The organism is Hymenobacter sp. J193 (assembly GCF_024700075.1).
Lineage (GTDB): Bacteria > Bacteroidota > Bacteroidia > Cytophagales > Hymenobacteraceae > Hymenobacter.
The window spans coordinates 1,830,275-1,842,646 of the sequence record NZ_JAJONE010000001.1 but is presented as its reverse complement, the minus strand read 5'-3'; the positions used below and the strand labels follow the sequence as shown (position 1 = coordinate 1,842,646).

The 12,372-nt window shown below is 56.2% G+C and carries 8 protein-coding genes and 1 pseudogene; 5 read left to right on the top strand and 4 right to left on the bottom strand.

Features of this window, described 5'->3' with window-relative positions:
- Positions 1-91: 91 nt before the first annotated feature.
- The 5 genes and pseudogenes from LRS06_RS07945 to LRS06_RS07925 all read left to right on the top strand — a co-directional run bounded on the left by LRS06_RS07945 (position 92) and on the right by LRS06_RS07925 (position 6,763).
- Complete coding sequence (locus LRS06_RS07945; RefSeq protein WP_257870998.1) at positions 92-571, top strand: MarR family winged helix-turn-helix transcriptional regulator; 480 nt, start codon at positions 92-94, stop codon at positions 569-571.
- 167 nt (positions 572-738) lie between these two features.
- Positions 739-3,148, top strand: a pseudogene (locus LRS06_RS07940) (3-hydroxyacyl-CoA dehydrogenase NAD-binding domain-containing protein).
- 39 nt (positions 3,149-3,187) lie between these two features.
- Positions 3,188-3,556, top strand: a complete 369-nt coding sequence (locus LRS06_RS07935) for a four helix bundle protein (RefSeq protein ID WP_257870997.1) — start codon at positions 3,188-3,190, stop codon at positions 3,554-3,556.
- 46 nt (positions 3,557-3,602) lie between these two features.
- Positions 3,603-4,781, top strand: coding sequence for an acetyl-CoA C-acyltransferase (locus LRS06_RS07930; RefSeq protein ID WP_257870996.1), 1,179 nt, complete (start codon positions 3,603-3,605; stop codon positions 4,779-4,781).
- A gap of 194 nt (positions 4,782-4,975) precedes the next feature.
- Positions 4,976-6,763: an acyl-CoA dehydrogenase family protein gene (locus LRS06_RS07925; protein WP_257870995.1), complete on the top strand. Its 1,788-nt coding sequence runs from the start codon at positions 4,976-4,978 to the stop codon at positions 6,761-6,763.
- Between the two features lie 143 nt (positions 6,764-6,906).
- Here LRS06_RS07925 and LRS06_RS07920 read toward each other — a convergent pair whose 3' ends face one another.
- The 4 genes from LRS06_RS07920 to LRS06_RS07905 form a co-directional block, all read right to left on the bottom strand.
- Positions 6,907-8,361, bottom strand: coding sequence for a hypothetical protein (locus LRS06_RS07920; RefSeq protein ID WP_257870994.1), 1,455 nt, complete (start codon positions 8,359-8,361; stop codon positions 6,907-6,909).
- 648 nt (positions 8,362-9,009) lie between these two features.
- Complete coding sequence (gene recG, locus LRS06_RS07915; protein WP_257870993.1) at positions 9,010-11,109, bottom strand: ATP-dependent DNA helicase RecG; 2,100 nt, start codon at positions 11,107-11,109, stop codon at positions 9,010-9,012.
- A 91-nt stretch (positions 11,110-11,200) separates the two neighbouring features.
- On the bottom strand, positions 11,201-11,794 hold the full coding sequence (gene gldD, locus LRS06_RS07910) for a gliding motility lipoprotein GldD (RefSeq protein ID WP_257870992.1): 594 nt from the start codon (positions 11,792-11,794) through the stop codon (positions 11,201-11,203).
- Positions 11,795-11,904: 110 nt separating this feature from the next.
- The gene (locus tag LRS06_RS07905) at positions 11,905-12,333 is read right to left on the bottom strand and encodes a single-stranded DNA-binding protein (RefSeq protein WP_257870991.1); all 429 of its coding nucleotides are present in this window, start codon (positions 12,331-12,333) and stop codon (positions 11,905-11,907) included.
- Positions 12,334-12,372 lie beyond the last annotated feature (39 nt).

Sequence of the window (12,372 nt, the reverse complement as noted above, 5' to 3'; positions counted from 1 at the left end):
CTTCGATGGGAATGCCAAAACTTTTTTCGGGAAACTTAGTATGCAAGCATAACATATTTTCGTATGTTTACCGGACTTGCCTTTCCATCCTATGACCCCCGAAGAAACCGTCGATTATAACATCAAAGTTGCCTGGCACGCCATTTCGCGCATGTACAATACGCAGGCTGCCAAGCACGACATCACCACCAGCATTGGTTTCGTGCTGCTGAACATCGACCAGGAAAACGGGACGCCAGCCACCAAAATAGCCCCGTTGCTGGGCCTCGAAACCCGCTCCCTGACCCGCATCCTGCGCAGCATGGAGGAAAAAGGCCTGATCTATAAGCAAGCCGATGCCCAGGACAAACGCTCGGTGCGCATCTTCCTGACCGAGGAAGGCCTGCGCGGCAAGGAAATTTCCCGCCAGACGGTGCGCCACTTCAACCTGAAGGTGCGCGAGAAAATCCCGCAGAATGAGCTGAACGTGTTCTTCAAAGTTGTCGGGCAGATTACCGGCATGATTGAAAGCAAAGCCCTCTACGACGACTTCACGCTGAAGCCCCTGCGCTCCGAATCTTCCGCCGCCTAGCGGCGTCAGTTTCGGGGTGGCGCTAGGCTGCCCGCAAACCTTTGCAGTGCCTTCATGCTTCCATAAAGTAGGCATGACGAATAGTTTAACCGAAAGCCGACAGCCGCCGAAGCTGTCGACCGACAACCAACTAACTCATTTCTCACCCACCTCATTCCTCTCCAAGAATGAATCGTACCATCAAAAAAGTAGCTGTATTAGGCTCCGGGGTGATGGGCTCGCGCATTGCGTGCCACTTCGCCAACATCGGAGTGCAGGTGCTGCTGCTCGACATCGCGCCCAAGGAGCTGCTGCCCGCCGAAGAAGCCAAAGGTCTGAAGCTGGACAATCCGGCGGTGAAAAACCGCATCGTGAACAGCTCGTTGCAGGCAGCCGTAGCGGCTAACCCCTCACCGCTGTACCGCAAGGCCGACGCCAGCCGCATCAAAACCGGCAACTTCGACGACAACCTTAAGGATATTGCCGGCTGCGACTGGACGATTGAGGTAGTGGTAGAGCGCCTCGATATCAAAAAGAGCCTGTTTGAGCGCGTGGAACAGTTCCGCAAGCCCGGCACGCTCATCACCTCGAACACCAGCGGCATCCCGATTCACATGATGACGGAAGGCCGCTCCGACGACTTCAAAAAGCATTTCTGCGGCACCCACTTCTTCAACCCGCCGCGCTACCTCAAGCTGCTCGAAATCATCCCGACCCCGGACACGGACCAGTCGGTGGTAGATTTCCTGATGCACTACGGCGACCTGTACCTGGGCAAAACCACCGTGCTGGCCAAAGACACGCCTGCTTTCATTGCCAACCGCGTGGGCGTTTTCGCCATCATGGACGTGGTGCAGGTGATGAGCCAGCTCGGCCTCACGGTGGAGGAAGTAGACAAGCTCACTGGTCCGGTTATCGGCCACGCCAAGTCGGCCACGTTCCGGACTTCCGACGTGGTAGGTCTGGATACGATGATCAACGTGGCCAACGGTCTGGCCCAGAATCTGCCAAACGATGAAGCCAAAGCGGTATTCCAGCTGCCGGACTTCATCAAGAAAATGGCCGAAAACAAGTGGCTGGGCGACAAAACCGGCCAGGGCTTCTACAAAAAGGTGAAAGGCGAAGGCGGCAAGTCGGAAATTCAGGCCCTTGACCTGAATACGCTGGAGTACAAGCCCGGCGCCAAGGTGAAGTTTGCCACGTTGGAAGCTACCAAGCCCATTGAGAAGCTAGCAGACCGCTTCAAAGTGCTGGCTGCCGGCAAAGACAAGGCCGGGGACTTCTACCGCAAAACCTTCGCGGGCCTGTTTGCCTATGTGAGCAACCGGATTCCGGAAATAACCGACTCGCTCTACAAGATTGACGATGCCCTGCGCGCCGGCTTTGGCTGGGACATGGGCCCGTTCGAAACCTGGGATGCCCTGGGCGTGCAGAAAGGTCTGGAGCTGGCGCAGGCCGAAGGCAAAACCGTTGCTCCCTGGGTGGAGGAAATGCTGGCTGCCGGCAACGCTGCCTTCTATAAGGTGAGCGAGCAGGGCGTAAAGCAGTTCTATGACATCGAGTCGAAGAGCTACAAGGCCATTCCGGGCGTTGAGAACTTCATTATTCTCGACAACCTGCGCGCCACGGGCAAAGTGCTGTGGAAAAACGCCGGGGCCTCGGTGCTCGATATGGGCGACGGGATTCTGAACGTGGAGTTCCACTCGAAGATGAACGCGCTGGGTTCCGACGTTATCCAGGGTTTGCTGAAGGGCGTGGAGCTGGCCGAAAAGGACTTCCGCGGTCTGGTAGTCGGCAACGACGCGCCTAACTTCTCGGCCGGGGCCAACCTGGGCCTGGTGTACATGTTCGCACTGGATCAGGAATACGACGAGCTGAACCTGATGATTGCCCAGTTCCAGCAAGCCATGATGCGGATGCGCTACAGCAGCATTCCGGTGGTAGGCGCTCCTCACGGCCTGGCCCTGGGCGGCGGCTGCGAGCTGAACCTGCACTGCGACCGGGTGGTAGCAGCCGCTGAAACCTATATGGGCCTCGTGGAATTCGGCGTGGGCCTGATTCCGGGTGGCGGCGGCTCCAAGGAAATGACGTTGCGCACGGCCGCCAAGTACGAGGAAGGCGAGCCGGAGTACAACCTGCTCCGCAACACCTTCATGACCATTTCCATGGCCAAGGTATCCACTTCGGCCCACGAAGCTTTCGACTTGGGCTTCCTGCGCCGCGGCGACGAAGCTGGTGGTGAATTCCAACCGTGTGCTGGCGCAGGCCAAAGCTGCGGCCATTGAGCTGGCCGAAGATGGCTATACTATGCCCGTGCAGAAAACTAACATCAAAGTACACGGCAAAGGCGCGCTTGGTATGTTCATGACGGGCGTACATGCCATGAAAGAAGGCCGCTACATCTCCGACCACGACGTGAAGATTGCCAACAAGCTGGCCTACATCATGTGCGGCGGCGACCTGAGCAGCCCCACCGAAGTATCGGAGCAGTACTTGCTGGACCTGGAGCGCGAAGCCTTCCTCTCCCTCACCGGCGAACGGAAAACGCTGGAGCGGATTCAGTCTATTCTTACCACGGGCAAACCGCTTCGTAATTAGAACTGAGAATTGAGAGCTTAGAACTTAGAGTTGTTCTGTATGATAAGTCGGCATCGGTTTCGGGATTTAAAAATCTGGCAGAAGGCGATGCTGATTACCAAGCTCACTTACCAATGCTGCGCCACGTTTCCGCCCGACGAACGGTTTGGGCTAACGTCGCAGATGCGTCGGGCAGCTGTTTCTATTCCTTCCAACATTGCTGAAGGAGCAGGACGCGGCTCGGCGAAGGATTTCAGTCAGTTTCTCTCAATTGTCACCGGTTCGGCTTACGAGTTAGAGACGCAGTTTCTACTAGCCGCCGATTTTGGCTACCTGGATGAAATTCGACTGAAAGCTGCAGTAAGTGAGTTAGTGGAACTACAAAAGATGCTCTACGGCTTTCAAAAAAGTCTTCAACCTGAGAACTAACCAATAGAGTCTAAGCTCTAAGTTCTCACCTCTAACTTCTAAAATCATGAACGCATATATCGTAGCTGGTTACCGCACGGCCGTTGGTAAGGCCAACCGTGGTGGTTTTCGCTTCACCCGCCCCGATGACCTCGCCGCCGACGTCATCAAGCACCTGGTAGCCTCGGTGCCTGCTCTCGACCCCACCCGCATCGACGACGTGATTGTGGGCAATGCTGTGCCGGAAGCCGAACAGGGCCTGCAAATGGGCCGCCTGATTTCGCTGCTGGCGCTGCCCATGAACGTGTCGGGCCTTATCGTGAACCGCTATTGCGGCTCCGGCGTAGAAACCATTGCCATGGCCGCTGGCAAAATTGCCGCCGGTATGGCCGACTGCATCGTGGCTGGCGGTACCGAGAGCATGAGCCTGGTGCCCACCGTGGGCTGGAAAACCGTGCCTAACTACAAGCTGGCCCAGCAGCACCCCGACTACTACCTCGGCATGGGCCTCACCGCCGAAGCTGTAGCTCAGGACTACAAAATCAGCCGCGAAGAGCAGGATCAGTTCTCCTATAACTCGCACCAGAAGGCCATTAAGGCTATTCAGGAAGGCAAGTTCAAGGAGCAGATTGTACCCGTAACGGTGGAGGAAACCTACCTCGACCAGGCCAACGGCAAAAAGAAAACCCGCTCCTTTGTGGTAGATACTGACGAAGGCCCCCGTGCTGATACCTCAGTAGAAGCCCTGGCCCGCCTGAAGCCGGTATTTGCTGCCAATGGTTCCGTTACGGCCGGCAACTCTTCCCAGACTTCCGACGGGGCGGCTTTCGTCATCGTCATGTCGGAGCGCATGGTGAAGGAGCTGAACCTGGAGCCTATTGCTCGCATGGTCACCTACGCCACTGAAGGCATCGACCCGCGCATCATGGGCATGGGCCCCATCAAGGCCGTACCAAAGGCCCTGAAGCAGGCTGGCATGAAGCTCCAGGATATCGACCTGTTCGAGCTAAACGAAGCCTTTGCTTCCCAGTCAATTGCGGTAGTGCGCGAGCTGGGCATTGATGAAAGCAAGCTTAACGTGAACGGCGGCGCCATTGCCCTTGGTCACCCACTGGGCTGCTCCGGCGCCAAGCTTAGCATTCAGCTTTTCCATGAGCTGCGCGCCCGGGGCCAGAAGTACGGCATGGTAACCGCCTGCGTAGGTGGCGGCCAAGGCGTAGCCGGCATCTACGAGCTGCTTAAATAAGGCATTTCCAGAAAAGAAAACCTCGATCCATTCGAGGTTTTCTTTTCTGGAAGTAGTCGGCAAGCATAACAAATTTTTGTATCTTTCGGTACGACAAAACAACAGGGCTTGCTTGCCGGTAAATAGTAGGTAAGCCGAGTAGTTTTCTTCTTTTTGACTTCATTATTTCCCACTCAATTTCACCTCACCCGGTCATGGAAGTAACCAATCAACTTGTGAAAGGCGGCGAGTTTATCATCAAGGAAACCGACGCCCAGGACGTATTCACGCCCGCCGATTTTTCGGAGGAGCAGAACATGATGCACCAGACCGCTCTGGACTTCGTGGATAAAGAAGTGATGCCCCTGCTGGACCGCCTTGATAACCACGAGGAAGGCCTCATGCGTGGCCTGATGGAAAAGGCCGGCGAGCTGGGTTTGTTTGGCGTGAGCATCCCGGAGCAGTACGGCGGGCTGGATATGGACTTCCCGACCTCACTGCGTGTGACGGAGGGTGTGGGTGGCGGGCACTCGTTCCCGGTAGCTTTTGCGGCCCACACGGGCATTGCCATGCTGCCTATTCTGTACTTCGGCAACGAGGAGCAGAAAGGCAAGTACTTGCCCGGCCTTACCAACGGCCAGCTGATGGGTGCTTACTGCCTCACCGAACCCGGATCCGGCTCCGACGCCCTGGGCGCCAAGACCAAAGCTATGCCCACCGAAGACGGCGAGCATTACGTGCTCAACGGCCAGAAAATGTGGATTACGAACGGCGGCTTCGCCGACGTGTTCATCGTGTTTGCCCAAGTGGATGGTGACAAGTTCACCGGCTTCATCGTGGAGAAAAACACGCCCGGCCTGAGCCTCGGCAACGAGGAGCACAAGATGGGCATCAAGGGCTCCTCCACGCGCCAGGTGTTCCTGTCCGACGTGAAAGTGCCGAAGTCGGCAGTGCTGGGCGAGATTGGCAAGGGCCACCTCATTGCCTTCAACATCCTGAACATAGGCCGTATCAAGCTGGCTGCCGCTTGCCTGGGTGCTACTAAGATGGCTGCCACGCTGAGCGTGAAGTACGCCAACGAGCGGGTGCAGTTCAAGCTACCCATCAGCAAGTTTGGCGCTATCAAATACAAGCTGGCCCAGCAGGCCGTGCGCATCTACGCCGTGGAATCGGCTATTTACCGCGCCGGCATGGACATCTTCCGCATGGAGCAGGAACTGCTCAGCAAAGGCCAGAGCCACAACGAAGCCCTGCTGGGAGCCGCCCGCGAGTTTGCCGTGGAGTGCGCCATCCTGAAAGTAGAAGGCTCGGAAGTGCTCGACTACGTGGTGGATGAAGGCGTGCAGATTTACGGGGGCTACGGCTTCTCGGCCGATTACCCAATGGACCGTGCTTACCGGGATTCGCGCATCAACCGCATCTTCGAAGGCACCAACGAAATCAACCGCATGCTGGCCGTCGACATGATCCTGAAGAAGGCTATGAAGGGCGAACTGGACCTGATGGGCCCGGCCCAGGCGGTACAGCAGGAGCTGATGGCCATTCCGGACTTCAACCTGGAAGAAGAAACTGGATTGTTTGCCGCCGAAAAGAAAACCATTGCCAAGCTGAAGAAGGCTATCCTGATGGTAGCCGGTACGGCCGTGCAGAAGTACATGAGTTCCCTGGCTAAAGAGCAGGAAGTACTGATGAACATTGCCGACATGGCCATCAAGGTGTACACCGCCGAAAGCACCCTGCTGCGCGTGGAGAAGGAAGCTGCCGCTAAAGGCGAGGAAGCCGTTTCAACGCAGATTGACATTGCCCGCGTGTACCTCTACGATACTGTAGATCAGGTAAACAAGTTCGGCAAAGACGCCATTGGCACCATGACTGAGGGCGACGAGCAGCGCCTGCTGGCTATGGGCCTGAAGCGCTTCACCAAAGCCGACCTCTACAACGCCAAGGAAGCCCGCCGGCGCATTGCCGACAAGCTGATTGCCGCCAATGAGTACGTGTACTAACCCACGGATTCTTTCGGATTCCACGTATTATGCAGCCGATTAGCTGACCAACAAAAAAGCCTCGCAGTGTGCGAGGCTTTTTTGTTGGTCAATAGCTGTAAAGCACTGATTGCTCCAGTCACAAAATCCGTAGAATCTGTGGTTTACTTTACTACAATCTTATTCAGCATCAGCGCGGCGCTTTTCTTGTTGGGGCGGCTTACCCCGATGATAGTTTTGGCATCGAGCCAAGTGGTAAAGTCCTTCACGTAAGCCAGGCTTTGGTCGGAAGCCACGTTGAGTCCAAGCTTCTTGGGCTCCGTAACCACTCCAGTGCGGGCATTCACGCGGCGTAGGTATAGATCCGACTTGTTCTTGAGCTTCTCCTGCGTAACAATCTGCAGCTCATTTCCGAAAACAGCCACGCGGTAGCCAATGCCGGCGAAACCCTCGGCGGGTGACGCAACTTGGTCCTTGGCGATGATGCTGTGCCAGGTGGGCGTCTGGAACTGGTTGTAGCCAAACAGGTGCAACTCACGGGCGTGGGTGGGGGAGTTGTCGCCGCCTTCTTCGTACTTCTTCTCGGCCATTACCACCAGGGCACTATCGGGGGTGAAGACGATGTCCGACAGGTACACGTCCTCGAGGCGCTTGGCGCTGGTTTGGCTGGCCTTGTTTACCTCAGCTAGGTATTCGGGCGTGAAGCGGAACTCAGGGGCGAACTTTAGGTCGCCGCCCTGGGTGGGGTCGAACTTGATGAGCTTAAGGCTGTAGTACTGGCCGGTTTCGCGTTCCGTGCAAATAGCCGCGCCAAAGATGACGCCGTTTGGCTGCATCGTGAACTTGGTATCGAACACGTTGACCACCTTGCCACCGAACGTACCACCAACGGCCACGGCCATCACCTGCACATCGTTGGAGTCGAGGCGGTAGCGGCGCACGGCTACTTTTTTCATTCCATCGCTCACCAGCGTTATGTACTGGGTGCCGTCGTTGGCCACGTGCACGGCGGGCGAAAAGAAGTCCCCGAGGTCATGGAAATCGTAAGTGCGGTCCTTGATTTTGGCAAGCTGCTGATCGTAGAGCGTCGCGCTGATAGCGCGGATCTGCACCCCGCGGGTGAGGTAGCGGAAAGCCAGCAGGCGTTTGCCATCGGGCGAAATGGCTATGCCGGGGCGCCGGTCGCGGGGGGCGGCATCCATAAGCTTTTTAGCGGCCCCTTTCTGGCCGGTGCTCAACTCTATGGGTGTTACAGCCAGGTACTGAGCGGCATCATCTTTATGATGAACGACCACCAAGGCTTGTGTGGCGCTGGCAGCAAATGTTTCAATGCTTTCGCCCGCCGCTATGGGAATAGTAGCCGTCCACACCTTTTTTAGCTCTATATCATACCGCTCAACGGTGTACTCCGCAGCTGACTTATGTCCCAGCACTACAAAGTCAGTGGTGCCGGGTATGGACAGCGTTTTGCGCGGAACCCGCTGGTTGTATCGGTCGTCGGTTTGCTCGGGCACGTAGCTGAATGCCGCCTTCTTTACACTCTGGGCAAGTGCAGGCGCTGTTTGCAGAAGTCCCGCCAAGCTCAGCGCGGCTCCAATATATTTTAAGATAAAATGCACGAGAGAAGAGAGTTATCTGAAAGGAAGAAAAAAAAAGAAAAAAGTCCTGTCCAAAGGTATCAACTCTGGCTTTACTACCGTAAAGGACCCGGCTTAGCATAGTAAGCTGTGATTTGCAGAAAAAAAGTTCATGCTTTCTTAACTCGAAACTGAACGCCTTTCTCCTGCTAATTCGCTTACTTTGCCTCAGATTCTTGCCCGGTTTTGTATAATTGCCATAATCATGTAGATAAAATCTACTTTTTATTGCGTAAGTTGTATAAACCAACCCGCGCTTTACTACCAGCCAAAGCACCAACTTACTAAGGAGTCAATGAGTATTGGCTCAATTTTTGCACAAATGCCGCCGCACACCTGTGGCCTGTTACTATGAAGTTTTTACTCAAGACCTTTCTTCTTTTCGTACTTATCATTGCCGGCCGCTTCGTCCGAACCTCGGAGCAGCCTGTAGCTACTGCCCGTAAGGCTCAGCCGGTCGTTAAGGCATTGCCTTTTTTGGTACAGCACGTAAGTACGCATCCTCATGGCATCCGACAGGTACCGGGGGCAGCTCCTATAGTAACCACCTCGGCCGTAATGAGCATCGAGTAAACCCAGTAAGCGGATAATTATTCCGCTTTTTTTATGCCTACTCCGCTATATAGGTATCTAGCTGATGCGGCTCCAGTTGACAGCCGTAGCCGGCAGACTTTCAATATGGCGCCGGATGGGCTGGTTGTCTGGTTTCGCTAATTCGGGGTCTTCGAGCAGGAGCTGTTGCGCTGCGGCCCGGCTTTCCGTCAGGATACGGCCGTCCTTGGCTAAGTCGGCAATGAGCAGATCCAGCACGCCGCTCTGCTGAGTGCCCATCAGGTCGCCGGGGCCCCGTAGCTTCAGGTCGATATCGGCAATTTCAAAACCGTTGTTGGTGCGCACCATCGTTTCGATGCGGGTACGGGAGTCTTTGCTGAGCTTGTAGCCGCTCATCAGAATGCAGTAGCTCTGCTCGGCACCCCGGCCCACGCGGCCGCGCAACTGGTGCAACTGCGAGAGGCCGAACCGCTCGGTGCTTTCAATCACCATTACCGACGCATTGGGCACGTTCACCCCTACTTCGATAACGGTAGTAGCGACCATAATCTGGGTTTTGCGCTCAATGAAGCGCTGCATCTCGGCATCCTTTTCGCCGGACGTCATACGGCCATGCACGATGCTGATCTGGAAATCCGGGAAAGCGCGGGCAATGCTTTCGTACCCATCCATGAGGTCCTTGTAATCGGCCATGGCTTCGCTTTCCTCGATGAGCGGGTACACGATGTAGACCTGGCGGCCCAGGTTGATCTGGTCGCGCAGAAACTGAAACACTTTTAGGCGGTTGGAATCGAAGCGGTGTACCGTGACGATGGGCTTGCGGCCCGCCGGCAGCTCGTCAATGACAGATACATCCAGGTCACCATACAGCGTCATGGCCAGGGTGCGTGGGATAGGCGTGGCCGTCATTACCAGCACGTGCGGAATGACGTGCGGGTTTTTCTGCCAGAGCTTGGAGCGCTGTGCCACCCCGAAGCGGTGCTGCTCGTCCATGATGGTAAGACCAAGGTTGCGGAACTGCACCACATCTTCGAGCAGGGCATGCGTGCCCACCAACATGTGCATCTCGCCCGAGCGCAGTTGCTCGTGCAACACGCGCCGCGCGGCCGTACGGGTGGAGCCTGTGAGCAGGCCAATCTTCAATCCCAGCAGGTCGGCATACTGCTTCAGGCCCACATAGTGCTGATCGGCCAGAATTTCGGTGGGTGCCATCAGGCAGCTTTGAGCCCCGTTGTCGGCGGCCATGAGCATGCTGATGAAGGCCACAATGGTTTTGCCCGACCCTACGTCGCCCTGGAGCAGGCGGTTCATTTGCTTGCCCGAGCAGAAGTCCTTGTAGATATCGTGAATAACGCGCTTCTGAGCCCCGGTGAGGTCGAAGGGCATCACGTTTTTGTAGAAGTGTACCAGGGAAGGCACTTCCCGAAAAATCTGCCCGGCCAGCTCTACCTTTCGCTGGTCGCGCTGGCGCAACAGCTTAAGCTGCACGTAGAACAACTCCTCAAACTTCAGCCGGAAGCGCGCGGCCTGCAGCAACTCGGTGCTCTGCGGAAAGTGAATCTGCTGGAGCGCCGTGGCCTTGTCCATCAGGCCGTACTGCCGGATCAGGTCGGTCGACAGGGTTTCATTTACCTGCGGCAGCGCAATCTTCAGCAAGTCGGCCACCATGCGGGCAATGGCCTTGCTATCGACGCGGTGGTAGTTCTTGAGCTTCTCGGTGGTATTGTAGACGGGCTGCAGAAAGCTCTGGCCGGGCTTCTGCTCGGTTACTTCCTCCAACTCAGGGTGAGCCATCTGCGGCCGCCCATTGAACATGGTGGGCTTGCCGAAGACAATGTACTCCTGGTGGTTCTTGATGATTTTCTCCAGGTAGTTTACGCCCTTAAACCACACGACTTCCAGCTCCCCGCTGGCATCGGCTATTTTGGCTACCATGCGCTTCTTGGGGCCTTCGCCCACCACTTCACGGTTGCGCAAAATGCCTTTTATCTGCACGTAGGGCAGGTCGTCGTGCAGATCGCAGATGTTATAGAACTGCGTGCGGTCGAGGTAGCGGAAAGGGTAGCGCTGGATCAGGTCACCGTACGTGAACAACCCCAGCTCTTTTTGCAGCAGCTGGGCCCGTTGCAGGCCCACTCCGCGCAGATATTCAATCTTGGTCTGAAAGAAAGTACTCAAGGAGTAAATGGTTGAATGGCCAGATGGCTGAATGGTCGGCTGCGGAGAAGTCTGATCAGCAATCAACTATTCAGCCATTCAACAATTTGACCTATTTATATTTCAGCGTATTCAGCAGCCGCACGATGTCCGTCTTCACGTAGTCGATGACCGGGGCGAGGGAGTCGTTGGCGGTGGCGGTGCGGAAGTACAGCGCCCCGCGGAAGAAGTGCCGGGTGCTGTCGGTGGTGTAGAACTGAAACTGGCTGGGGACTTCACCGCTCAGCTCAAACACCGAAACCCGCATGCCGCTGGGCGTTGTCAGCACGGTTTCATCAATGGCCGACGCTTTGATTTCGTGCTTGCTGGTAAGCTTGCGGGCGTCCTCCAGCATCTTGTTGTAGAGCTTGGGGTTTTGCTGCACGTTGGTGTAGGTAATCTGCACGTTGGCTCGCAACGAGGGATAGTACACGTTTATCCAGTGCGGTTGCGCCAGGTAGGAGGAGTCCCTCAGGATTTTAGCGTAGCGCGAGTACTCAAACGTATACGGGCGGCCCGGTGCCAACTGCTGGTAGCGGTGCGGCGGCAGGTCGATGCGGTTGTAGCCCTTGGGCTTGGGCGTGTACTCGGGCGCCGACGAGCAGCCAGCCAGCATCAGCGTGAGACCGGCAACCAATACAGCCCGGAAAAAGGAGAAAAGAGACATTCAGAAACGCATTTACCTACCAAAGGTAACCACTGCCGGGCACTGTACCCTATAACGCAAAAAGCCCCGGCTACGTGCCAGGGCTCTATCAGGAAGAAAGAGGGAAAACGTTAGAACGGCAGCTGGTCCAGCTCCGGCTCCTGTCGGAAAGTGACAGGAGCCGCGGCAGCCGCCTGCTCGGGGGCTGCCGGGCCGTCGGAGCCGGAAGGACGCCCGCCGAGCATGGTAATTTCATCGGCCACAATTTCGGTGATGTAGCGGGTCTGGTTGTCCTTGTCTTGGTACTGTCGGGTGCGCAGCTTGCCCTCAATATATACCTGGTGGCCTTTCTTGAGGTATTTCTCCGCCATTTCAGCCAGTCCGCGCCAGGCCGTGATGTTGTGCCACTCGGTGCGCTCTACGCGGTTGCCTTGCTTGTCTTTATAATGGTCGTTGGTAGCCAGCGTGAAGTGGGCTACGCTGGCGCCGCCTTCCAGGTGACGTACTTCCGGGTCTTTGCCCAGGTTGCCAATCAGGATTACTTTGTTGATGCCTGCCATGGTCTGATCTGTAGAAAGTTAAGAGAGTAAATTCAGGAA

What these genes read in the sequence shown, in the direction of transcription:
- LRS06_RS07935 (WP_257870997.1), top strand. Translation starts at nt 3,188, where the DNA reads ATGATAAGTCGGCATCGGTTTCGGGATTTAAAAATCTGGCAGAAGGCG.
- LRS06_RS07925 (WP_257870995.1), top strand. Translation starts at nt 4,976, where the DNA reads ATGGAAGTAACCAATCAACTTGTGAAAGGCGGCGAGTTTATCATCAAG.
- LRS06_RS07905 (WP_257870991.1), bottom strand. Translation starts at nt 12,333, where the DNA reads ATGGCAGGCATCAACAAAGTAATCCTGATTGGCAACCTGGGCAAAGAC.
- gldD (WP_257870992.1), bottom strand. Translation starts at nt 11,794, where the DNA reads ATGTCTCTTTTCTCCTTTTTCCGGGCTGTATTGGTTGCCGGTCTCACG.
- LRS06_RS07930 (WP_257870996.1), top strand. Translation starts at nt 3,603, where the DNA reads ATGAACGCATATATCGTAGCTGGTTACCGCACGGCCGTTGGTAAGGCC.
- LRS06_RS07945 (WP_257870998.1), top strand. Translation starts at nt 92, where the DNA reads ATGACCCCCGAAGAAACCGTCGATTATAACATCAAAGTTGCCTGGCAC.